General features: G+C 72.5%; 20 protein-coding genes and 2 tRNA genes. 4 read left to right on the plus strand and 18 right to left on the minus strand.

The window, feature by feature from the left end:
• Nucleotides 1-29: 29 nt before the first annotated feature.
• A complete protein-coding gene (locus SOY78_RS07470) occupies nt 30-341 on the minus strand; it encodes a hypothetical protein (RefSeq protein ID WP_063189604.1) in 312 nt (103 codons plus the stop codon).
• A gap of 191 nt (nt 342-532) precedes the next feature.
• Between SOY78_RS07470 and SOY78_RS07475 the strand changes: the two genes are divergently transcribed.
• Nucleotides 533-1,966 carry an APC family permease gene (locus tag SOY78_RS07475; RefSeq protein WP_324701376.1) on the plus strand — a complete coding sequence of 478 codons (1,434 nt, stop codon included), beginning with the start codon at nt 533-535 and terminating at the stop codon, nt 1,964-1,966.
• 80 nt (nt 1,967-2,046) lie between these two features.
• Here SOY78_RS07475 and SOY78_RS07480 read toward each other — a convergent pair whose 3' ends face one another.
• From SOY78_RS07480 to SOY78_RS07490, 3 genes are read right to left on the minus strand one after another with little or no spacing between them, the layout of a single operon-like run.
• Nucleotides 2,047-3,432 (minus strand): NAD-dependent succinate-semialdehyde dehydrogenase, encoded by a 1,386-nt coding sequence (locus tag SOY78_RS07480; RefSeq protein ID WP_324701377.1) that lies wholly within the window; start codon nt 3,430-3,432, stop codon nt 2,047-2,049.
• Entirely contained in the window at nt 3,429-5,090 is a 1,662-nt protein-coding gene (locus tag SOY78_RS07485; RefSeq protein ID WP_324701378.1) for an APC family permease, read from the minus strand. The genes SOY78_RS07480 and SOY78_RS07485 overlap by 4 nt, the downstream gene beginning before the upstream one ends.
• 26 nt (nt 5,091-5,116) lie before the next feature.
• A complete protein-coding gene (locus SOY78_RS07490) occupies nt 5,117-6,649 on the minus strand; it encodes a flavin monoamine oxidase family protein (protein WP_324701379.1) in 1,533 nt (510 codons plus the stop codon).
• 162 nt (nt 6,650-6,811) lie between these two features.
• Between SOY78_RS07490 and SOY78_RS07495 the strand changes: the two genes are divergently transcribed.
• The gene (locus SOY78_RS07495; protein WP_324701380.1) at nt 6,812-7,504 is read left to right on the plus strand and encodes a TetR/AcrR family transcriptional regulator; all 693 of its coding nucleotides are present in this window, start codon (nt 6,812-6,814) and stop codon (nt 7,502-7,504) included.
• Nucleotides 7,505-7,600: 96 nt separating this feature from the next.
• On the opposite strand, the gene SOY78_RS07500 is transcribed toward SOY78_RS07495, so the two are convergent.
• Together SOY78_RS07500 and SOY78_RS07505 are read right to left on the minus strand one after the other, a co-directional pair.
• Nucleotides 7,601-8,680 (minus strand): hypothetical protein, encoded by a 1,080-nt coding sequence (locus SOY78_RS07500; RefSeq protein ID WP_324701381.1) that lies wholly within the window; start codon nt 8,678-8,680, stop codon nt 7,601-7,603.
• Between the two features lie 273 nt (nt 8,681-8,953).
• Nucleotides 8,954-9,029 (minus strand) — tRNA-Ala (locus SOY78_RS07505).
• A gap of 171 nt (nt 9,030-9,200) precedes the next feature.
• On the opposite strand from SOY78_RS07505, the gene SOY78_RS07510 reads away from it, so the two are divergent.
• Nucleotides 9,201-10,331, plus strand: a complete 1,131-nt coding sequence (locus tag SOY78_RS07510) for an oxidoreductase (protein ID WP_141842805.1) — start codon at nt 9,201-9,203, stop codon at nt 10,329-10,331.
• A gap of 86 nt (nt 10,332-10,417) precedes the next feature.
• Here the strand turns inward: SOY78_RS07510 and SOY78_RS07515 are convergent.
• The 11 genes from SOY78_RS07515 to SOY78_RS07565 all read right to left on the minus strand — a co-directional run bounded on the left by SOY78_RS07515 (nt 10,418) and on the right by SOY78_RS07565 (nt 21,246).
• Nucleotides 10,418-10,493, minus strand: a tRNA-Ala gene (locus SOY78_RS07515).
• Between the two features lie 121 nt (nt 10,494-10,614).
• The gene (locus SOY78_RS07520) at nt 10,615-11,274 is read right to left on the minus strand and encodes a histidine phosphatase family protein (RefSeq protein WP_324701382.1); all 660 of its coding nucleotides are present in this window, start codon (nt 11,272-11,274) and stop codon (nt 10,615-10,617) included.
• A 13-nt stretch (nt 11,275-11,287) separates the two neighbouring features.
• Complete coding sequence (rsfS, locus tag SOY78_RS07525; RefSeq protein WP_036316941.1) at nt 11,288-11,713, minus strand: ribosome silencing factor; 426 nt, start codon at nt 11,711-11,713, stop codon at nt 11,288-11,290.
• A complete protein-coding gene (nadD, locus tag SOY78_RS07530; RefSeq protein ID WP_324701383.1) occupies nt 11,710-12,357 on the minus strand; it encodes a nicotinate-nucleotide adenylyltransferase in 648 nt (215 codons plus the stop codon). Before nadD ends, rsfS begins: the two co-directional genes overlap by 4 nt.
• A 74-nt stretch (nt 12,358-12,431) precedes the next feature.
• Entirely contained in the window at nt 12,432-12,653 is a 222-nt protein-coding gene (locus tag SOY78_RS07535) for a hypothetical protein (protein WP_010078833.1), read from the minus strand.
• 79 nt (nt 12,654-12,732) lie between these two features.
• The gene (locus SOY78_RS07540; RefSeq protein ID WP_145951375.1) at nt 12,733-14,082 is read right to left on the minus strand and encodes a glutamate-5-semialdehyde dehydrogenase; all 1,350 of its coding nucleotides are present in this window, start codon (nt 14,080-14,082) and stop codon (nt 12,733-12,735) included.
• Between the two features lie 73 nt (nt 14,083-14,155).
• A complete protein-coding gene (proB, locus tag SOY78_RS07545) occupies nt 14,156-15,361 on the minus strand; it encodes a glutamate 5-kinase (RefSeq protein WP_036316929.1) in 1,206 nt (401 codons plus the stop codon).
• Between the two features lie 3 nt (nt 15,362-15,364).
• Complete coding sequence (obgE, locus tag SOY78_RS07550; RefSeq protein WP_324701384.1) at nt 15,365-16,912, minus strand: GTPase ObgE; 1,548 nt, start codon at nt 16,910-16,912, stop codon at nt 15,365-15,367.
• Nucleotides 16,913-17,081: 169 nt separating this feature from the next.
• Complete coding sequence (gene rpmA / locus SOY78_RS07555; protein WP_002853915.1) at nt 17,082-17,339, minus strand: 50S ribosomal protein L27; 258 nt, start codon at nt 17,337-17,339, stop codon at nt 17,082-17,084.
• Nucleotides 17,340-17,390: 51 nt separating this feature from the next.
• Nucleotides 17,391-17,696 carry a 50S ribosomal protein L21 gene (rplU, locus tag SOY78_RS07560; RefSeq protein ID WP_002853919.1) on the minus strand — a complete coding sequence of 102 codons (306 nt, stop codon included), beginning with the start codon at nt 17,694-17,696 and terminating at the stop codon, nt 17,391-17,393.
• A gap of 232 nt (nt 17,697-17,928) precedes the next feature.
• The gene (locus SOY78_RS07565) at nt 17,929-21,246 is read right to left on the minus strand and encodes an Rne/Rng family ribonuclease (RefSeq protein WP_324701385.1); all 3,318 of its coding nucleotides are present in this window, start codon (nt 21,244-21,246) and stop codon (nt 17,929-17,931) included.
• A 397-nt stretch (nt 21,247-21,643) separates the two neighbouring features.
• Here SOY78_RS07565 and SOY78_RS07570 point away from each other — a divergent pair, with 397 nt between their 5' ends.
• Complete coding sequence (locus SOY78_RS07570) at nt 21,644-22,303, plus strand: vitamin K epoxide reductase family protein (RefSeq protein ID WP_324701386.1); 660 nt, start codon at nt 21,644-21,646, stop codon at nt 22,301-22,303.
• 87 nt (nt 22,304-22,390) lie between these two features.
• Here the strand turns inward: SOY78_RS07570 and ndk are convergent, their stop codons facing one another.
• Nucleotides 22,391-22,813 (minus strand): nucleoside-diphosphate kinase, encoded by a 423-nt coding sequence (gene ndk / locus SOY78_RS07575; RefSeq protein ID WP_012750845.1) that lies wholly within the window; start codon nt 22,811-22,813, stop codon nt 22,391-22,393.
• Nucleotides 22,814-22,856: the final 43 nt, after the last annotated feature.

The following is a 22,856-nucleotide window of genomic DNA, read 5'->3' on the forward strand; positions in this document are numbered from 1 at the left end:
GCGGGGCCGTCCGCCTGTCGGCGGAGGACTCAGATGTCGTCCTCGTACGCGGGGCCGCCTTCGTTCTCCATGGCCTCGATGCGCCGGGACTTCTCGGCGGTGAAGATCCGGCGGACCCCCGTGCCGCCGAACTCGTCCTCCGGGACCAGCCCGACGCCGTACTTCAGCAGGGCCTTCTCCAGACGCAGACGCTCGTCCACCCGCAGGTCGGCCAGCCCCTTCTCGAAGCGGCGCAGCTGCTCCTTCTCGAGACCGGCCGCGGTGGCCAGGGTGCGGACACTGACCTGGGCGAGAGCGCGGCCGGCGCGCGCCACGTCGAAGGTCATCGGGGTGGGGTACATCAGACATTCTCGATTCTGCAGTTCTCGACGGGGATCCGGTCCATGATGGCCACGCCCCGGATGAAGGGACAAGGGCGCGCCAGCCTAGAACCCGCTGTGCGACATGCTCGTCGCTGACGGAGACGACCCTGGCCGACGATCGGGGAGAATATGGCGGTCATCACTTCCCCATCCCCGAGAAAGGGGGCTCCATGAGCCACGTGACCTCCTCCCCGCCCGTGTCAGGGCCGGGTCTCAAGAAGACCCTCTCGTCGCTCGACGCCTACGCCATGGGCTTCGGCGCCATGATCGGCTTCGGCTGGGTCGTCCTCGTGGGCGGCTGGCTCAAGGACGCCGGCACCTTGGGCTCGATCATCGCGATCGTCTCCGGCGGCCTGATCATGACCGTCGTCGCGCTGGTGTACGCCGAGCTCGTCGCAGCGATCCCGAAGGCCGGCGGCGAGCACCATTTCCTGCTGCGTGGCATGGGCGCGCGGTGGAGCTTCCTCGGCTCGTGGGGCATCACGGGCGGCTACATCTCGATCGTCGCGTTCGAGGCCGTCGCCCTCCCCCGCACCGCCGCATACATCTGGCCCGAGATCAAGTCGATCCCGCTGTGGAATGCCTTCGGCTCGGACGTCTACCTCGTCTGGGCGCTGGTCGGCGCCGGGGCTGCCGTGGTCATCACCTGGATCAACTACATCGGCGTCAAACTGGCCGGCATCGTGCAGACGATCGTGGTCGCGACGCTGCTCGTCATCGGCGCCCTCCTGGTGTTCGGGGCCGGAACGGGTGGCTCCGTCGCGAACTTCGAGCCGCTCTTCACGGACGCCCGGGGCCTGTTCACGGTGATGATCGTCGTGCCGTTCCTCTTCGTGGGCTTCGACGTCATCCCCCAGTCGGCCGAGGAGCTCAACATGCCCCCTCGCCGCATGGGCGTGATGATCATCGTCTCGGTGGCCGCCGCGACCCTCTGGTACATCATGGTGATCCTGACGAACGCGTCCTCGATGCCCCGTGAGCAGCTCGTGAACGCCGACCTCGTGACGGCTGACGCCATGGCGGCCCTGTTCCACAGCCCGGCCATGGCCAACGTGCTGCTCGTGGGAGGCATGGCCGGCATCCTCACCTCCTGGATCGCCCTGCTCATGGGCGCGGCCCGCCTGCTCTACGCAATGGGCGTCTCGGGCATGCTGCCCCGCTGGTTCGGATACATCCACCCGAAGTACCGGACCCCGTCGAACGCGGTGCTGTTCATCGGCGTGCTCTCCATCGCGGCGCCGTTCTTCGGCGCGGGCGCCCTGGGCTGGTTCGTGGACTCCGGCTCCCCGTCCATCGTGTTCACCTACATGATGGTCTGCGTCGTGTTCCTGCTCCTGCGCCGCCGCGAGCCGGAGATGGACCGCCCCTTCCGCGCGGGCGGCGCGACCGCCGGACGCGTGCTGGGGGTGACCGGTGTGATCCTCACAGCGGGGCTGCTCAGCCTCTACATCCCGGGGATGCCCGCCTCCATCGCCCCGATGGCCTATGCCTTCTTCGGCCTGTGGTGGCTGCTCGGCTTCGTCTTCCTCTTCCGCATCCCGCGCGGGATCACCCCGGGCGAGGACGCAGAAGAACGTCTGCTGGAACGTCTGGCGCGTCGCTGACCCATCGCTCCCGCCACGTCGGCGGGACGCGGACGGGCCCGCCTCCGGTCACCGGAGGCGGGCCCGTCGTCGTGGGGGTGTCAGTCCTGGACGAAGTACATCTGCTTGTTGACGAACTCGTCCATGCCGAGCGGGCCGAGCTCGCGGCCGAAGCCGGATCGCTTGACGCCGCCGAACGGGATCTCCGCCCCTTCGCCCGCCGGCGTGTTGACGTTGGCCATGCCGACCTCGAGCTGTCGGGCGATCCGCTCGGCCTGGGCCACGTCCTGGGAGAACACGGCGCCGCCCAGGCCGTACTGGGAGTCGTTGGCGAGGGCGAGCGCCTCGTCCGCGGACTCCACCTTGTAGACGACGGCGACGGGGCCGAAGAGCTCCTCGCGGTAGGCGTCCATCTCGGAGGTGACGCCCGTGATCACGGCCGGGGCGAAGCGAGCGCCCGCCTCGTCCGTGACGGTCCCGCCGACGTGGACGGTCGCCCCCTGCTGACGGGCCCGCTCCACCTGCTCGGCCAGTCCCTCGGCGGCACCGCGCGAGGACAGCGGGGTGAAGACCGTCGGGTCCTCGTCGGTGGCCTCACCGGGCTTCATGGCCTCGGCCAGGGACACCAGCTCGGCCACGAAGGCGTCATGGATGTCCGCCGAGACGATCATGCGCTTGTTGGAGTTGCAGGCCTGGCCCATGTTGTACATGCGGGTCGCCCACGCGGTGCGGGCGGCCTCGACCGGGTCCTCGGCGTCGAGCACGATGTACGGGTCCGAGCCGCCGAGCTCGAGGACGGCCTTCTTGAGGTGCTGGCCCGCGAGCGCGCCGATCACGAAGCCGGCCCGCTCGGAGCCGGTCAGGGAGACGCCGGCCACGCGCGGGTCGGCGATGAACTCGGCGATCTGGTCGTGCGTGGCGAACACGTTGGTGTACACGCCGGCCGGCACGCCGGCGTCGTCCATGATCTGCTGCACGGCCAGGGCCGAGCGCGGGCAGATCTCGGCGTGCTTGAGCACGATCGCGTTGCCGAGCATGAGGTTCGGCGCGGCGAAACGGGCGATCTGGTAGTACGGGAAGTTCCACGGCATGACGCCCAGCAGCACACCCAGGGGCAGGTGGCGGATCATGGCGCGGCCGCCCTCGAAGGTCTCGATGGGGCGGTCCGCGGCGAGGGTGGGGCCCTTGTCCGCGAAGTAGCCGAAGATGGCCGAGCTGAACTCCGCCTCCTCGACGCCCTCGGTCACGCGCTTGCCCATCTCGGTGGCGATGATCTGCGCGAGCTCGTCCTTGCGCTCCTCGAAGAGGTCCGCCACCTTCTGCACGATGGGGGCGCGCTCCTCGATGGGGCGGGCGGCCCATGCGCGCTGGGCGGTCTCGGCGGCGGCCAGCACCTGGTCGACCTCACCGTCGGCGAGGGCGGGGAACGTCTCCACGACCTGGTCGGTGCTGGGGTCCTGCACGCGATAGCCGGTGGGGGTGCTCATGAGTGGGTCCTCTCGTTGGGGTCCCGGACCACGGCAGTGCCGTCGTCGTCCGGACGGATGATCGGGATGGGTCGGGTCGAGTCCGTCTGCGGCAGGGTCTCGCCACGGAAGTAGGCCGGGTGGCGCAACCGCGTCCACATCATGAGTACCACGCCGATGGCCAGCACGCCCGTGCCCAGGATGAACACCGTGCCGACGCCGAACACGGAGGAGCCGGAGCCGTAGCCGGGGTCGGTGGAGTCCAGCGCGGTCACGCAGAACATCACCAGCAGCACGAGGCCGCCGATCAGCGGGAACAGGAAGGTGGTGAGGGCGTTGCCCATGGAGGTGAACCACTCGCGGCGGAAGTACCAGACGCAGGCCAGGGCGGTGATGCCGTAGTAGAAGCAGATCATCAGGCCCAGGGCGGTGATGGTGTCCCACAGGGCGTTCTCGGAGAGCAGCCGCGTGACGACGTAGAAGAGGCCGGCGAAACCCGCGCACACCCAGGTCGCGAAGGCCGGGCTGTTGAACCGAGGGCTCAGCTCGGCGAAGCGCGCGGGCACGGCCCGGTAGAAGCCCATCGCCAGCAGGGTGCGGGCCGGGGAGACCATGGTCGACTGCAGGGAGGCCAGGGAGCTGACGAGGATCGCGCTGGACATGATCACGGCGAAGGGGCCGAGGATCGGGCCCGCGAGGACCGCGAAGATCGACTCCTGGTTGTCCGGATTGCCCGCGCCCAGGCCCTCGGAGCCGATGCCCGCCCAGGAGATCACAGCCAGGGCGGACAGGATGTAGACGGCGATGATGACGAACACGGTGACGGCGGCGGCCCGGCCGGGGGTGCGCTCGGGGTCCTTGGTCTCCTCGTTCATCGTGAGGGTCACGTCCCAGCCCCAGAACAGGAAGATGGACAGGGAGACGCCGGCCGCGACCACACTGAAGTCGCCCGCGGTGAACGGGTTGAACCAGTCCAGCTGCACCGGAGTGGGGTCGAAGCCTGCACCCCGGGAGGACTGCGTCAGGGCGGCGACGGCGAACGCCCCGAGGGCCAGGATCTGGAAGGCCACCAGGATGTACTGCAGGTGCTTGGTGGTCTCCATGCCGCGGTGCGAGATCCATCCGGCCAGGGCCAGGTACACCAGGGTCAGGGGGATGTTGACCCACAGGTTGCCGGCCAGGTCCGCGATGGCCTGGCTCCCGGTGATCTGGGCGAGCAGCAGGAACGTGAAGTCGACGGCGACGGCTGCCAGGTTGGACAGCACGATCACGGAGGCGGCGATGAGCCCCCAGCCGCCCATCCACCCGACATACGGCCCGAAGGCGTGCGTGGCCCAGGTGAAGGACGTGCCGGAGTCCGGCACCTGCGTGTTCAGCGCCCGGTAGCCGAGGGCCACCAGGAGCATCGGGATGAAGCCGAGCAGCAGGATCGCGGGCACGTGGGTGCCGACGGTGCTGATGGTCGGCCCGAGGCCCGAGGTCAACGTGTAGGCGGGGGCGACGACTGAGACGCCGATCACCACCGCCCCGAGGAGGCCGACCTTGCCGGCCTGGAGCCCCTTGTTGCTCACCCCGCCCGGGTTGAGCAGGTTGACCTGCTCCATGGCGGAGGTGGTCGGGTACACGTGCTCGTGCCCCTCGCTGTCGACGACGCGGCGTCGTGGGGTGGATGCGCTCATCAGGATGTCCTTGTCCGTCGGGCCGGTCAGCCGGTGGGCTGCCCCGCGTCGGTGGCGTCCCGCTCGGCGATGGCCAGGGCGGCGGCCTCGCCCATCCGGATCGCACCGTCCACGTGCTGGTAGCCCTCGGCGGCGATGTCCGAGCACGCGTAGTGGATGGGACCGGTCGGGCGGTTCTGGAGGTGGCCCCAGCGGGAGAGCCCGCCGAGGTCGTAGCTGGTGGCGTAGGCGCCTCGGGTCCACTCCTCGGCCGCCATGTCCGAGAGGAAGAACGCGATCGGCTCGAGAGTCCGGGGGCCGAGGTACTCGGCCATGGCGCCGAGGATCGCGGCCTTGCGCTCCTCCTCCGGCAGCGCCCACATCTGCTCCGCGTACACGTCGGAGACGAAGCCGACGAGGGTGCCGTGCGGGTCCTCCTCGCCCGGGGCGCCGCCGGCCAGGTTCTCGCCGCGGTTGGTGTTGTCATAGATCTCCTGGACGAGACGGCCCCCGCCGAAGCACGTGCCGGACAGGCCCTCCTCGCGCCAGAACGGGGTCTCGTACACGGCGTGCACCTTGATGACCAGGCCCATGGAGATGTGCTGGTGCGCGATCTGCTGCTCGCGCGGCATCGGCGGCTCGAAGGAGATGCGGCTGTAGAGGTTCGGCGGGACGGCCAGGACCGCGTAGCGGGCGTGCACCTCGTAGTCGTCGGTGAGTGCCACGACGTCGCCGGCGGCGCCGTCGTGCGCCACGCCGTTGCGCACGTCCGCGGCCACCCCGTTCTTTTCGTCCGCGGTGGACGGGTCCGGCTCGGCCCAGCGCAGGGTGCGCACCGGCTGGCCGAGGACGACGTCGTCGCCCAGCTCGGCGGCCATGGCCAGGGACACGGACTGCATGCCGCCCTCGACGCGCTGGTCCAGGATGAAGTCCTCGTCCACCAGATTGCGGAACGACCCGGCCGAGGCGGCCATGAGCAGCGCCTGGAGCATGGAGAAGGTGTGGGAGGGCTTGGTCAGCATGCCGGAGGCGATGTAGATGGAGACGTTGTCGATGGCCTCCGGGTCGTCCGACTCCTGTTCCAGCCAGTGGCGGAAGGAGATCGTGTCCAGCTCGGCGCCCCGCGGGTGCTCCCACGGGGCGGCGGCGTCGATCTCGGCGGTCAGTTCGTCGATCTTGGCGATCAGGCGATCCATCTCCCGGTGCGTCTTCTCGGCCACCGGGAAGTCGAGGCCGTCGTAGACGTGGCGTTCTCCGCGCGGGTCCACATAGACGTTGCGACCGTCGCGGAAGCGGGAGAACGTGGGCAGGCCGAGCTCCTCCACCAGGGAGATGAGGCGGGTCTGGTCCGGGGAGATCCACTGGCCGCCGATCTCGATGAAGTGGTCCTTGCCGTCCGTGCCCTCGACCAGGCCGTTCCAGGTGCGGCCGCCGACGCGCCGGCGCGCCTCGAGGACGGTGACGGACAGGCCCTGAGCCTTCGCGGTGCGGGCGGCCATGAGGCCGGCCGGGCCGGCGCCGATCACGACGACGTCGCTTGTCCGGCGCTCGCGGCCGGCGGTGGCGGGGGCGGTGGTCATGGGGGTGCTCCTCTGGCGGGGACGGGGCATCGGGCAGGGCCCGGGTGAATGCCGTTCATTTAGAGTGTCGGCGCTCACTGTACGGGCCGCGCGCTGGGAAGGGAAGGCCGATCCGTGGCCGGCCTGACACCTCCCACTCGTCCGACGGGTCAGAATGGCCGGATGGACGAGACCCCTGAACCGCCCCGGACGCGCCGCCGCCGCGGACAACCTCTCTCCCCCGCTCTCAACCGCGCAGCGATCGCGGACGCGGCGCTCGCGGTCGCCCGCACCGAGGGATACGAAGGGCTCACCATGGCGGCGGTCGGCCGTCGCCTGGATGTGGCGCCGAGCGCGCTCTACAACCACATCAGCGGCAAGCATGAGCTGCTCGTCCTGCTGCAGGACGCCGTGATGGGCGAGGTCTCGCTCGTCGAGCTGGAGGCCGCGATCCGGGGCGAGGCGCCCGTCGTCGCCGCCCTGCGGGCGTGGGCGCGCTCCTACCGGGACGTGTTCGCGGCCCATCCGCCGCTGATCCCGCTCATCGCCACCCTGCCGATCGAGGGCGCCCCGTCGACGCAGCGCGTCTACGAGACGGTGTGCGCGGTGCTGGCCCGGACCGGTCTGGCGCCGGGGCAGGTGCTGACCCGGGTGATCGCGCTCGAGTCGTTCATCTACGGTTCCGCGTTCGACGTCGACGCCCCGGCCGACATCTTCGAGGTGGCGGGGGCGCAGGAGCGGCTGCCCGCATTCGGCGCGGCGGCCGAGGCGTTCCGGGCAGGCGGGGGCACACGCGCGATGGGGGCGCGGAACCCGTACGCGGACGCACCCTTCGAGGAGGGACTGGACCTGCTGCTGGCGGGCCTCGACGACTGACCCGCGGGCTGCCGGCCGCGTGTCAGGCCGACACGGACGCACCGCCCCTCCGCGTGAGAGGGGCGGCGCGTCGACGGATCTGTGCGCGGCGGGCTGTCAGCCGGTCAGACCCAGACGACGGCGGGCCGCGACCAGCACCCCCGCGGCGGCGGCGCCGAGGCCGGCCAGCCACCAGCCGGTGGACTGCCCCGTCTCGACGGTGTCCGGGGTTGTGTGCGGCTCGTCGGCGTCGCCCTCGACCGGAGTGGTCTGCTCCTCCTCATCCTCCGGAGCCGGGGCGGCCTCGTCGCCCCGGAACGCGGCGAGCGCCGCAGCGGTGTCCGGGTCGGTCAGGTCGAGCGGCTTCCCGTTGAGGACGCCGTCCTCGGCATCGAGGAAGCCGTCGTACGCGGCGGGGATCTCCTCGCCGACCTGCACGGTGACGGTCTGGACGTGGGCGACGTGGTCGCTGTGGAAGTCGACGGTGAAGGTGTCCGTGCCGACGAAGCCCTCCTCGGGGATGTACCAGGCACGGAGCTGGGAGTGCTCCGAGTCACGGAACGCGAAGACCTCACCGTGGTCCGGCTCGGCCACGACCGCCGCGTAGGTGTTCTCCATCGTCGGCGCGGCGACCAGGTGGACGATCTCGGCGCCCTCCACCCCGGGTGCCAACTGCATGGCCGAGTCCCAGGCCAGGGGCCGGTCCCCGAGGTGGGCCATCTGCGGGCCGTCGACGGAGTGCACGGCCGCCCCCTGATCGTCGGCGAGGTCGGCGTCCGCCTGGAGCGTGATGCCCATGTTCAGCATCTGCCCGTCGGCCACGACGTCGTAGCGCACGAGGCCTTCACCGGCCGCGCCGAGCGCGCGGCGGGTCTCGAGGACGTCCACGGCGCCGCCGTCGATGACGTCCAGGGCGGTGAACTCGACCTCCTGGCCGCCCTCCAGGCGGGTGCCGTCCTCGGCCACCGGGGTGAGCGTGAGCGTGAGGTCCTCCGGATCGTAACCGTCGTAGGTCTGGAAGAAGGCCGCGGTGACGTTCTCGTGGTCGACGGCCTGGAAGTAGCCGGCCTGGGGACCATGGGCGTCGTCCCAGGCGGCGGCGGGGCCGGCGAGGGCGACGGTGGTGATGAGGCCGGCGGCGGCGACGGCGGCGGGCAGGTGACGGAGGGAGGGACGACGGGTACGGATGACGGACATGGCAGCTCCTCACTGAGTCGGCCGGACAGGGCCGGCGGCCCCCGCCTCTGCAGCACCGGTGGTCCGGGCTCCACGGGTGGGGACGCCTCGAGTCTGTCCGCCGAGAGCCTGCCGTGAAAGAGCTGTGCGACGTCGATGCGTGATCGACGCTGGACCGCAACCCGGCCGTGACCGGCGGGGGTGCTGTGCGGGCGCGGAGCGCAGAGGGGTCACGACGGCGAACCGGCCGTCACGACGACGAAGGCCCGGTCCGCACGGACCGGGCCTTCTGACTGGTGGAGGTAAGGGGATTCGAACCCCTGACCTTCTGCATGCCATGCAGACGCGCTACCAACTGCGCCATACCCCCAGGTGGGTGGTGACTCCGTTTCCGGCGGACCGGCCGGAGCACCTGAACAGAATACCCGGCCTGCGGCAACCGCGCAAACCGGCCGGGCGGCGTCGATGGACCGCCGCGACGCCACGGCCTAGCGTGCAGGAGACGCCCCCATGCCCCCCCCGCCAGCCCAGGAGGTCCTGCATGTCCCGCACTGACGCACCGATCCGCACCGCCCTGATCGGCTATGGGTTCGCCGGGAAGACGTTCCACGTCCCCCTGCTCCACGCCACGGAGGGACTCGCTCTCACCCATGTCGTCTCGAGCCGCCCGGACGCGGTGCACGCGGATCTGCCGGACGTCGTCGTGGTGCCCGACGTGGACGCGCTCCTGGCGTGGCACGACGTGGACCTCGTGGTGATCGCCGCCCCGAACGACCAGCACACGCCGCTCGCGCGCGCCGCCCTCAGGGCGGGCAGGCACGTGGTGGTGGACAAGCCGTTCACGCTGAGTCTCGCCGAGGCGCGGGAGCTGCGCGACCTCGCGGCCGAGACGGGGCGGGTGCTGCGGGTGTTCCAGAACCGCCGCTTCGACAGCGACTTCCTGGGCATCGCCGAGCTCGTGCGCTCCGGCCGGCTCGGGGACGTCGTCCACCTCGAGTCCCGGATCGACCGCTTCCGCCCGACCGTCCGGGACCGCTGGCGGGAAGCCGCGGTGCCCGGGGGCGGCATCTGGTTCGACCTCGGACCGCACCTGGTCGACCAGGCGCTCCTGCTCTTCGGTGTCCCCGAACGCGTAGACGCCGACCTCGCGGCCCTGCGTCCGGGCGCCCCGGTCGAGGACTGGGCGCACTGCGTGCTGCAGTACCCGGGCCGGCGCGTGGTCCTGCAGGCGTCGATGCTCGTGGCCGGCGGCAGCCCGCGCTTCGCGGTCCACGGCACGCGTGGCTCCGCGGTGAAGGAACTGCCGGATCGGCAGGAGGTTCAGCTGCGCGCTGGTCTGCTCCCCGGCGCCGAGGGCTGGGGCGTCGATCCGGACCCGATCCTCCTGCACGACGGGGAGGGGAACACCGAGCGCGTCCCCGCGCCGATCGGAGCCCAGCAGCGGTCCTACGCGGGCGTGCGCGACGCGATCCTGGGCCGCGCGAGCAGCGACGCCGCCACCCCCGACCAGGCCGTCGCCGTGATGGCGGTGCTCGAGGCCGCCGTCGCCTCGGCGCGGGAGGGCCGTGCGGTGGAACCCGCACTCACGGCGGCGGAGCGCGCAGCGTACCCCGGCGTGTCCCCCGCACCGACCGCGGCGGAGCGACATCACCGCAGTGCAGAACCGCGGTGATGTCGCAGGGCGGCGGTCGTGTCCCGGGCCCGCACAGGAACCCGACGACGACGAAGGCCCGGTCCGCATGGACCGGGCCTTCTGACTGGTGGAGGTAAGGGGATTCGAACCCCTGACCTTCTGCATGCCATGCAGACGCGCTACCAACTGCGCCATACCCCCAGATATGGGCATCACCCGCGATGTTCACGCGCCGTTTCCGGCCCGTTCGCCTCGCTGGCAACTCGACCAGCGTACACGGTCCCCGCGCGGGCGCCAAATCCGCGTCCGGGCCGCGGCGCCCTCAGATGTTGTAGCCCTCGAGGGTCCAGTCGCCCCAGCCCTCCGGCGCGGGGGCGAACGCGCCCTGCAGCACGGCGGCGCGGGCGTTGCCGATCCGCTCCATCGCCGCGAAGGCCTCGCCCTCGTGACGCAGGAGCAGCCCCGTGGCCGCACGAATCAGAGCACCGTGGGCCACGGCGAGCAGAGTCTGGGCGCCCCCGTCGCGCGGGGTGTCCGCCCAGTGCGGAGGCACGTGTCCGCGCAGCGCACGCAGGGCCCGCTCGCCGCCCCCGCGCAGGGTCTCCCCGCCGACGGGACCGGCGTCGAGCACCGGCTCGGCCCGCCAGAGGCGGTGCTCGTCCGGCCAACGTTCCGCGATGGCACTGAGCTCCAGGCCCTCCCACTGTCCCCCGGCCAGCTCCATCAGCTCCGGGTCGACGGCCACGGGCGCCGCGCCGACGCGGGCCTGGAGGACGATCTCGGCCGTGCGGCGCGCCCGGGCCAGCGGGGAGCACACGGCCACGAGCTCCTCCGCGTCCTCGATCAGGTCGCCCACGGGCCCACCGGCGGCGCGGCGGGCCTGGCGCTCCCCCTCGGCGTTCAGCTCGATGTCCGTGTGCCCCTGGTAGCGGTCCAGGGCGTTCCAGTCGGTCTCACCGTGTCGCAGCAGGATCAGGCGCATCTCGCGGCCGCGCTCAGGAGGCGTGCGAGGCGGAGGCGCCGTCGTCCTGGGTGGCCGCGTCCGGGCGGGTGCTCTCCTCCGGCAGGCCGAGGTCGATCGCCGGGGTGTCCTTCCACAGGCGGTCCAGCGCGTAGAACTCGCGGTCCTCGCGATGCTGGACGTGCACCACGAAGTGCCCGTAGTCGAGCAGCACCCAGTGGCCGTCAGACCGGCCCTCGCGACGCAGCGGCTTGAGCTGCTCGTCCTTCAGCAGCGCCTCCTCGACGCCGTCGACGATCGCGTTGACCTGACGCTCCGAGGCGCCGGAGGCGATCAGGAAGGCGTCGGTCAGGCCGAGCCGCTCGGCGACGTCGAACGCGACGATGTGCGTGCCGAGCTTGTCCGCGGCGGCGGCCGCGGCGGTGGTGAGGGCGTCCAGGGTGGTCTGGGGAACGGTCACGAGGTCTCCTCTTCCGAGACGTAGAGGTGGTGCTTGGCGATGTACTGGACGACGCCGTCCGGGACGAGATACCAGACGGGCCGGCCCCGGCGGACGCGCTCCCGGCAGTCCGTGGAGGAGATCGCCATGGCGGGGATCTCCATCAGGGACACGTCATCCCCCAGGCCCATGTCCGAGAGGTTGTGGCCGGGACGGGTGACACCGACGAAGTGCGCCAGGCCCCAGAGTTCGTCCACGTCCTTCCACGTGAGGATCTGGCCCATGGCGTCCGCGCCGGTGATGAAGAACAGCTCGGCGTCCGGGTGCAGGCGGCGCAGGTCCCGCAGCGTGTCCACGGTGTAGGTGGCGCCGGGGCGGTCGATGTCCACGCGGGAGACGGTGAACCGGGGGTTGGAGGCGGTGGCCACCACGGTCATGAGGTAGCGGTCCTCGGCCGGGGAGACCTGCCGGTCCGACTTCTGCCACGGCTGGCCCGTGGGGACGAAGACGACCTCGTCCAGCTCGAACTCGGCGGCCACCTCGGAGGCGGCCACGAGGTGCCCGTGGTGGATCGGGTCGAAGGTGCCGCCCATGATGCCGAGGCGACGACGGCGCGCGCCCCCGGCGGTGGGCGCGGGGACGGGGGTGCGGGAGGCGACGGTCATGCGCTCAGGAGACGAACGGACGGCCCGCCGCGTCGCCCCCGGCGGAGGCGGCGACGCGGCGGGCCGGTGAGACGTCAGTGACCGGAGGTGTGCGAGCCGCGGCCGGTGCCGTGGTGCTGGACCGCGGTGGTGGGCTCGGGCAGGCGCAGCGCGCGGGAGCGCATGGACATGGTGGCGGCCAGGGCGGCCATCAGCAGCGCGAAGACGAGCAGGCCGTACCAGATGGGGTCCATCGGCAGCTCGTTGACGACGTGGTGGCCCTCGGCGGCGGCCAGGATCAGGGAGGTGTTCAGCATGGATGCTCCTCGGTGCAGCGGGTCAGACGGCCGGGCCGGGGCCGGGCCGAAGGGGTCCTGGTGTCCATCGTAGCCCGGCTCAGCGGCGGATCTGCCCGTCGCCGCACAGGATCCACTTGGTGGTCGTGAGCTCCTCCAGGCCCATGGGCCCGCGGGCGTGCATCTTCTGGGTGGAGATGCCCACTTCGGCGCCGAGGCCGAGCTCGCCGCCGTCGGTGAAGCGCGTGGACGCGTTCACGATGACGGCCGCGGCGTCCACCTCGGTGATGAACCGCTCGGCCGCGGCCAGGTCGTTCGTGACGATGGCCTCGGTGTGGCCCGTGGACCACCGGCCGATGTGCTCGATCGCCTGGTCGAGGGAGTCCACGACGCGCACGGCCATCTCCATGTCCAGGTACTCGGTGCCCCAGTCCTCCTCCGTGGCGTCCACGGCGTCCCGGGCGTGGTCGCCGCGGTCGGCGAGCGTGGGCAGCCAGGCCCGCGCGGCCTCGTCCACGTGCAGCAGCACGCCGGCACGGGTGAGGGCGCGCAGCACTTCGCGGCCCGCCTCCTCCGCGTCCCGGTGGAGCAGCAGGGTCTCGGCCGCATTGCACACGGAGGTGCGGTGGGTCTTCGAGTTCAGCGCGATGTCCACCGCCATCTGCTTGGGTGCGGAGGCGTCCACATACAGATGCACGTTGCCCTCACCCGTCTCGATCACGGGCACCCGGGCCTCACGGACCACGCGCTGGATCAGCTCACGGCCGCCACGCGGGACGAGGACGTCCACCGTGCCACGGGCGGCCATCAGGGCGGCGACGCCGGGACGTCCGAGGTCGTCGATGCCCTGGATGATGTTGGGGTCGAAGCCCTGGTCCACGAGCGCCTCCCGCAGCACCTGGATCAGGACCGCGTTGGTGGACTCCGCGGCCGAGCCGCCGCGCAGGATCACGCCGTTGCCCGACTTCAGGGCGATGCCGGCGATGTCCACCGTGACGTTCGGACGGGCCTCGTACACGGCGCCCACGACGCCCAGGGGCACCCGCACCTGGCTCATCCGCACGCCGTTGGGCAGCGGGCCGCCGCGGACCACGGTGCCCACGGGGTCCGGCAGGCCGGCCAGGGTCTCCAGGGCGAGGGCCAGCGCCTCGACGCGCGCCTCGTCCAGCTTGAGGCGGTCCAGCATGGCCGCCGAGGTGCCGGCTTCGCGGCCGCGGCTGCGGTCCTCGCGGTTGGCCGTGATGATCGCGGCCGTGTTGGCGCGCAGGGCCTCGGCCATGTGGCGCAGGACGGCGTCCTTGCGGGCGCGGCCTGCGGTGGCCAGCTCGGGCACGGCCTGTCGCGCCGACTCGGCCCGTTGGCGGACGGCCTCCTCGACCTCGGGCGTCGGCGCCTCGGCGTCCTGGCGGCCGGACTGGTCCTGGGGTGCGGTGCTCTCGGTGGTCTGCATGCCTCCAGCCTATCGAGCGCCCCGGACGAGGCACGAGGCCCCGGTCCGACGCCGCGGCCGCGGCCCGTGCCGGTCAGCGCTGCGGCGGAGCCAGGCGCACCCAGTCGTCGGCGTGCACGACGACGCCGTCGTAGCCCGCGCCGAGGTCCTCGCGGAGGTCGGCGGTCGTCCGTCCGAGCATGGCGGGCAGCTGCGACGAGGAGTACTGCACGAGGCCGCGCGCCCGCACCCGGCCGTGTGCGTCCACGATCTCGACGACGTCGCCCGGCGTGAAGTCGCCCGTGCAGCCGGTGATGCCCGCGGCCAGCAGGGAGCGGCCGCGGTCGATCGCCCCGGCCACCGCGCCGTCGTCGATGACGAGCCGGCCCCGGACCTCCGCCGTGAGGCCGAGCCACGCCGCGCGCGCGGACCGGCGGCGGCCGGTGGCGGAGAACCACGTGCCCACGTCCTCCCCCGCGAACGCGGCGCCCGCGTTCGCGGCCGAGGTGAGCAGGGTCGGGATGCCGGTGGTGGCCGCGATGCCGGCCGCGTCCACCTTGGTCACCATGCCGCCCGTGCCCACGCCCGCGGAACCGGGCACACGCACGTCGACGCCGGCCAGATCGTCGTCCGAGGTGACCTCCGGGATGCGCCGCGCGTCCGGGTTCGAGGGGTGGCCCGTGTAGAGGGCGTCCACGTCCGAGAGCAGGACCAGCAGGTCCGCCTTGCAGAGGTTGGCGGTGAGGGCCGCGAGGCGGTCGTTGTCGCCGAAGCGGATCTCGCGCGTGGCCACGGCGTCGTTCTCGTTCACGATCGGCATCACGTCGAGCGTGAGCAGCCGCGACAGGGCGCGGTGCGCGTTCGTGTACTGGGTGCGCCGCATGAGCTCCTCGGCGGTCAGCAGCACCTGGGCCACCTCGGTGTCGTGCCGGCCGAAGCTCGTGGTGTAGTGCGCCATGAGCTTGCTCTGGCCGACCGCCGCCGAGGCCTGCTGGGTGGCGGTGTCCTTGGGGCGTCGGCCCAGCCCGAGGTGGGGGAATCCGGCCGCGACGGCACCGGAGGACACGAGCACCACCTGGGTGCCCTTCTGCCGCTCGGCGGCGAGGACGTCCACGAGCCGGTCGATGGCCTCCACGTCCAGGCCGTCCGGGGTGGTCAACGAGGACGATCCGATCTTCACGACCACCCGGCGTGCGGCCTGCATCGTCTCCCGCGAGGTCACGGGGTTGGCCCGCGGGTCCTCGGAGCCGCGCGTGGCGGGGGTCGGATAGCGGGTGACGACGGTGCGCCGCACGGACATGGATCATCCCTCTCGATCGTCGGTGTCGTTCCACAGGCCGGAGCGTCGCTCGGCCTCCATCTCGGCCCGGGTCGCCGCACGGGCGGCGCGCCGGGCATCCTGCTCGGCGCGCTTCTCCGCGCGGGTCGCGCGGGTGCGCTCGTCGAGCCGCAGGTCGGTGCCCCGGGGCCCGGCGAGCAGCTCGGCTCCCGCGGACAGCGTGGGCTCCCAGTCGAAGACGACGCCCGTGATGTCGTCGCCGATCACGACGGCGTCGCCCGGCCTCGCACCGGCCTTGAACAGGCCGTCCTCGACGCCGGCCCGCTGGAGCCGGTCCGCAAGGTAGCCGATCGCCTCGTCGTTCTGGAAGTCCGTCTGGGCGACCCACCGCTCAGGCTTCTCGCCGCGCACGCGGAACAGCGGCTCGAGATTGCGCTCCTCGCGGCGGATCGTGAATTCGGCCCGCTCGCCACGGCGGCGATGCCGGCGCGGCACCTCGACGGGCGCGGCCGGCACGGGCTCGACCACCCGGGAACGGGCCTCGGCCACGAGCTCGGCCATGGCGTACTTGAGCGCGTCCAGGCCCTCGCGGGCCAGCGCGGAGATGTCGAAGACCCGCAGGCCGCGGCCCTCGAGCTCGTCGCGGACCATGTCCGCCATCGCGGCGCCGTCGGGCAGGTCGGTCTTGTTCAGGGCGATGAGGCGGGGCCGCTCGTTCAGCGGCACGACGCCCTCCCCGCCCTGGGAGAAGACGGGCTCCACCGCGTAGGCCTCGAGCTCGGCCTCGATGGCCTCGAAGTCGGCGATCGGGTCGCGGTCGGACTCGAGGCTGCCGCAGTCGAGGACGTGCACGAGCGCGGCGCAGCGCTCCACGTGGCGCAGGAACTCCAGGCCGAGGCCGCGGCCCTCCGAGGCACCGGGGATCAGGCCCGGGACGTCGGCCACGGTGAAGCGCACGTCGCCGGCCTGCACGACCCCGAGGTTGGGCACGAGGGTGGTGAAGGGGTAGTCCGCGATCTTGGGACGGGCCGCAGACAGGGCCGCGATGAGGGAGGACTTGCCGGCCGAGGGGAAGCCCACCAGCGCGACGTCCGCCACGGTCTTGATCTCGAGCGTCAGGTCCCGGCTCTCCCCCGGCAGGCCGAGCAGCGCGAAGCCGGGCGCCTTGCGCTTCACGGAGGCCAGAGCAGCGTTGCCGAGGCCGCCCTGACCGCCGGCGGCGGCGACGTAGGTCGCGCCCTCCCCCACGAGATCGGCCACGATGTTGCCCTGCTCGTCCTTGACCACCGTGCCGTCCGGCACGGGGAGCACGAGCGACTGGCCGTTCTTGCCCTCGCGGTGGTCGCCCATGCCCGGCTGGCCGTTCTCGGCGGACCGATGCGGGGCGTGGTGATAGTCCAGCAGCGTGGTGGTCTGCGAGTCCACCACGAGGGTGATGTCGCCGCCGTCGCCCCCGTCGCCGCCGTCGGGGCCACCCAGGGGCTTGAACTTCTCGCGATGCACGGAGACGCACCCGTGCCCGCCGTTGCCGGCGGTGAGGTGGAGGACCACGCGGTCCACGAAGGCTGCCATGGGAGTGCTCCTAGGGGCTGGAGGGATCGGACTCAGACGGCCCAGGGGCCGGAGACGCCGACGGCGGGGGCGGGTCCGGTGGATGCCGGGCCCGCCCCCGCCGGGGCGTCAGGGGGTGCGGGTGTCCTCGCCGGGCGAGGGTCCGCACGCAGACCGCACGAGTGTCAGATCACTCCGCGGCGGGGACGATGTCCACGACCTTGCGGCCGCGGCGCTGGCCGAAGGCCACGGAGCCCGCGGACAGCGCGAAGAGGGTGTCGTCCTTGCCCCGGCCGACGTTGCGGCCCGGGTGGAACTTGGTGCCACGCTGGCGGACGATGATCTCGCCGGCGTTGACGTCCTCGCCGCCGTAGCGCTTGACGCCGAGGTACTGCGGGTTCGAATCGCGGCCGTTCTTCGAGGAACTGCCGGCCTTCTTATGTGCCATTGCTGTTGCCTAACCTCTCGGATGCTCGGTTTCGCCGGTGCCGGTGACGGCTCAGGCGATCCCGGTGATCTTGACCGTGGACAGCTCAGAGCGGTGGCCCTGGCGCTTCTTGTAGCCGGTCTTGTTCTTGTACTTCATGATGACGACCTTCTTGCCACGGGAGTGGGAGACGACCTCGGCGGTCACCTTCACACCGGCGGCATCGGCGCCAGCCTTGACCTCGTCCCCGTCCACCAGCATCAGAGCGGGCAGCTCGACGGAGCCACCGGTCTCAGCGGGAACGCGGTCAAGGGTAACGAGGTCTCCGACGGAAACCTTCTCCTGGCGGCCGCCAGCGCGGACAATCGCGTACACCACTTGGGACTCACTTCTCTCGACGTTTCAATGGATCAGATCGGGTTCTGCTCGCCCGCACCTCGACCGCGGCTGCGTCCGGGTCCGGCGGTCCCTCACCGGGACATGCGGGAGCGTGCGGGCGGTGAACACCGATGGTCCAGCATACTCGCTGCCGGGCATCCGGACCAAACAGAGGCGTGTCGGCGCGTCGCCGCCGCCCGGGGCAGGCCCGGGGCGGCGGCACCGACGACGGTCAGCGGCCGCGACGGGCCAGGTCGGCGGCCTTCACGCCGACGCCGAGCATCACCGGGGCGGCACCCTGCGGCTCGGCGGGGGTGGACGCCTCGGCCACGGCCGCCGTGAAGCGGCCGCCCCGGGCGCCGCCGGGCGCGGCCTGGACCTGGACGTGGACGCCGTCGGACGACACGGCACGACGCGAGCGCCGGCGTGGCGATCCGGACGCCGGGGCGGTCGGGGCCGCCTGGGCGTCCGCGACGGACGCCTGCTCCACGTCCGCCGCGGGCTCCGCCGTCGGCTCGGTCGCCGCAGGCTCCACCATCACGGCCTCCTCGACGGCGGCCGGGGCGGCGGGCTGCGCGTGGACCTCGGTGGCGTCCGTGGACTCCTCCGGCGAGGGCTCGGTGGTCTCCACCGGAGCCGCGTCCGTGCGGTCGGCCGCCCGCTCGGCGGACGCGTCCGCACCGGCGGCCGGACGGACGACGCCGTCGCTCGAGGCCCGGCGGGACCGGCGGCGCCGGGGCGCCGGGGCATCCTCGGCGGGCACGGGCGCCGGGGCATCCTCGGCAGGCACAGGCTCCGATGCGACCTCGGAGGACACGGCCACCGAGGACTCGGCGTCCGCGGCGTCGTGCCGCGACGGCGTCGCGCGCTCCGCACCGTGGTCCTCGGCGTCGGCGTCGGCCTCGGTCGAGGCCGCCTCGCCGCCTCGGCGAGACCGCCCGCGGCCACCCCGGCGACGCCGGGACCGGCGGGGACGGTCGTCCTGCGCGTCCGCGTCCTCCGGGGACTCGGCCTCGGCGACGGCGGCCACGGCCTCCTCGGCCTGCGCGACCGGGTCCTGGTGCTCGAGGACCTCGGAGGCGGCCGGCTCGGCGGCCCCCTCCTCAGTCTGACGGGGCTGCTCGGCGGACTCGGCGAGCTCGTCGTCGTGCGACCGCGCGGCATCCTCGGAGCCCGCATCCTCGGCGCCGGTGTCCCCCGACTCCTCGGCGCGGCCCCGGCTGCGGCGGCGGCCCCGACGGCGCCGGCGACGCGGCGTCTCCTCCTCGTCCGCCCCGGCCGGCTGCCCGGCCTCCGCGGGCCCGGCCGACGCGGCCTCGACGGCCTCGGCCGCCTGGTCCTCGGCGACGTCCGCCGCCTGCTCGGCGGGGGCGGACTCCTGGGCGGGGGTCTCGTCCTCGGCCACCTTGCCGGAGGCCTTCGCGATCGAGTGCAGGGCGACACGGGCGGCCTCGGCCCGCTCACGGAGCTGCCGCTCGTCCTCGGAGTCGGTGGGCTCGGCGCCCGTCGTCGTGGCCGCGGCGGCGTGGGCGTGCTCGCCCTCGCCGTCGCCCCGACGCCGGCGACGACGGCGGCCCTCCGCCTCGCCGCGCTGCTCACCGCCGGAGCGGCCCCGCTCGACGGGGGTGTCCTGGATGAGGATGCCGCGGCCGCCACAGTGCTCGCAGGTCTCCGAGAACACCTCCACGAGCCCGGTCCCCATGCGCTTGCGCGTCATCTGGACCAGACCGAGCGAGGTCACCTCGGCGACCTGGTGCTTCGTGCGGTCCCGGCCCAGGCACTCCACGAGACGGCGCAGCACGAGGTCCCGGTTGGCCTCGAGCACCATGTCGATGAAGTCGATGACGATGATGCCGCCGATGTCCCGCAGGCGCAGCTGCCGGACGATCTCCTCGGCGGCCTCGAGGTTGTTCTTGGTGACAGTCTCCTCGAGGTTGCCGCCGGAGCCCGTGAACTTCCCGGTGTTCACGTCCACCACGGTCATGGCCTCGGTGCGGTCGATCACGAGCGAGCCGCCGGAGGGCAGGTACACCTTGCGCTCGAGCGCCTTGTGGAGCTGCTCGTCCACGCGGTGGGTGGCGTACAGGTCCTCGCCGTCGTGGTCCTCCGGCACCCAGTGGTGGAGCCGGTCCAGCAGGTGCGGGGCCACGTAGGTCACGTAGGCCTCGATGTTGTCCCACGTGGCCTCGCCCTGGACGAGCATGGCGGAGAAGTCCTCGTTGAAGACGTCGCGGACCGTCTTGATGGTCAGGTCCGGCTCGGCGTAGAGCAGCTCGGGGGCGAGCACCTTGGTGCCGGACGCCTTCTCCTGGATGCCCTCCCACTGGGCGCGCAGACGGTTGATGTCGTTCTGCAGCTCCTGCTCGGAGGTGCCCTCGGCCGCGGTGCGCACGATCACGCCGGCGTCCTGCGGCAGGTGGTCCTTGAGGATCTTCTTCAGACGCGAGCGCTCCACGTCCGGCAGCTTGCGGGAGATGCCGGTCATCGAGCCTCCGGGCACGTACACGAGGTAGCGGCCGGGCAGGGAGACCTGGCTGGTCAGGCGGGCGCCCTTGTGGCCCACCGGGTCCTTGGTGACCTGGACGAGCACGGTGTCGCCGGACTTGAGCGCGTTCTCGATCTTCCTCGGCTTGCCGTCCAGCTGGGCGGCGTCCCAGTTGACCTCGCCCGCGTAGAGCACGGCGTTGCGGCCGCGCCCGATGTCCACGAACGCGGCCTCCATGGACGGCAGCACGTTCTGGACCTTGCCCAGGTACACGTTGCCGATCATCGAGTCCTGCGTGGTGTGCGAGACGAAGTGCTCGGCCAGCACGCCGTCCTCGAGCACGGCGATCTGGATGCGCTGGTCGCGCTGGCGCACCAGCATCTTGCGGTCCACGGCCTCGCGGCGGGCCAGGAACTCGGCCTCGGTGATCACGGTGCGGCGACGCCCGCCCGAGCGGGAGTCGCGGCGGCGCTGGCGCTTCGCCTCGAGCCGGGTGGAGCCCTTGACGCTCTGGACGGTGTCCGAGGCGGTGCCGACGGCCTGGCGCGGCGCGCGCACGCGGGTGACGGTGTGCTCGGGATCGCCGGCCTCGCCGCCGTCGAGCTCCATGTCCACCTCGCCGCGGCGACGTCGGCGGCGCCGACGGGAGACCACGGCGCCCTCGGCCCGATCCTCGGATTCCGAAGCGTCCTCCCGGTCCTCGGCGTCCGCCGACGCGTCTGCGGCGCCCTCCTCCGCGCGGTCGTCCTCGCGCGAGGGGCGGCGCCGACGGCGCGAACGCCCGGAGGTCTCCGGGTCGTCCTCGTCCTCGGAGCGCTGCCGGGACGTGGTCTCGGTGCGCAGGACCTCGATCAGGTTCGCCGGCACGGCGAACGGGTCGGTCGGGTCGACCTGTAGGGTCGGCGCGCTCGGCTCCTCGGCCGGGCCCGCGGCGTCGTCGGACGCGGCGGTCTGCTCCGGCTCCGCCCCGGCGACGGTGTCCGCCGCGGTCTGCGTCACGGCCTGCTCGGCCGTCTCCTCCACGCGTTCGTCTGCGCGGGTCGTGTCCTCGTTGTTGGCCGCCATGGCAGCACCTCCCGCCGACCGACGACGCCACACTCGCCGCCGCCCGGCGTGTCCGCGTCCGCCGCCGGCCGCGTTGCCCCGGGCGCCGTGCGCCACGGGTGCGCCGGGAGGCGGACTCCGAGAAGTCATCGGGTGGACCGCGTCGACCGTCAGGGCCCGGCGCGGAACCGCTGCGCCCTCGAGATCGGGGCCTGGGCGTCGTGTGCCGTCCGCCGGCCGGCGCACGGACGCACGCGGGCGAGGCCCGGCGTCCACCTCCCGCACGATGCTCGACGCGGGGGCGCCTCGGCGGCGGCCCGACGTCGGGCGCGCAGCGGGCTGCCCCGCGGTGTGGCCACGGGACGGCCAGGGCCGATTCTCTCACATCCGCCCCGGGCACGCGCCTAGAATCGTGTCCATGCCTGCGACCCCGCCGACGGACGACATCCGCCTCGCCCCTGCCGACGACATCCCCGCCGAGGAGGCTCGGCTCACCTGGTACGCCCGGCCCGCGGGCACGGCGGCGCTGCTGCTGATCACCTCGCTCGTGGCGCTGACGGCGACGATCATCATCATCGTCGAGCGCGCCCTCCTCACCGCGGACCCGACGCACCGCACGTCCTGCGACCTCAACCCGTGGGTGTCCTGCGGCCAGGTGATGCAGTCGTGGCAGGCCCACACCTTCGGCTTCCCGAACACGTACATCGGCGTGGTCGCGTTCTCCGTGCTCATCACCGTGGGGATGTCCCTGCTCGCCGGCGCCCGCTTCGCCCGCTGGTACTGGCTGCTGATGAACGCGGGGATCCTGGCGGGCTTCGCGTTCTGCGTGTGGCTCTGGTACTCGGCCGTCTACAGCATCGGCACGCTCTGCCTCTACTGCATGGTCGTGTGGGCCATGGTCATCGCCCAGCTCGTGCTCGTGACGTCCCGGAACCTGCAGACCGGCACGCTGCCGGCCCCGGCCGGTCTCGTCCGCCTCGCCCGGGAGCTGGCCTGGCCCGTGATCGTGCTCCTCTACGTCCTGGTGTTCGCCTCGATCCTGCTGGAACTGGGCCTCGGGGTCGTCGGGATCGACTGAGCCTAAGCTCCCCCACCGGACACGACGACGGCGGCCGGCCACCCCACCAGGGTGACCGGCCGCCGTCGTCGGTGACCCGGACCGGGCTCAGCCGAACCAGATCGCGAGCTCGCGCTCGGCCGAAAGGGTCGAGTCCGAACCGTGGACGAGGTTCTTCTGGACGGCCTCGCCCCAGTCCCGGCCCAGGTCGCCGCGGATGGTGCCCGGGGCGGCCACGGTGGGGTCGGTCTTGCCGGCCAGCGAGCGGAACCCCTCAATCACCGAATCGCCCGTGACGCGCGCGGCCACCACGGGGCCGGAGGCCATGAACGCCACCAGCGGCTCGAAGAACGGCTTGCCCTGGTGCTCCTCGTAGTGGCGCTCCAACATGGCGCGGGTGGGCGTGAGCATCTTCAGGTCGGCGATCACGTAGCCCTTGCGCTCGATGCGCGCGAGGATCTCGCCGACCAGGTTGCGGGCCACCCCGTCCGGCTTGATGAGGACGAGGGTCTCTTCGGTGTGGTGCGTCATGGGGTGTGCTCCTAGCGTCGTCGGACGGCCGCGAGCGCGGCCC

Origin of the sequence: Micrococcus sp. HOU01, assembly GCF_035609305.1 — a bacterium.
In the GTDB taxonomy this organism is placed as follows: Bacteria; Actinomycetota; Actinomycetes; order Actinomycetales; family Micrococcaceae; genus Micrococcus; species Micrococcus luteus.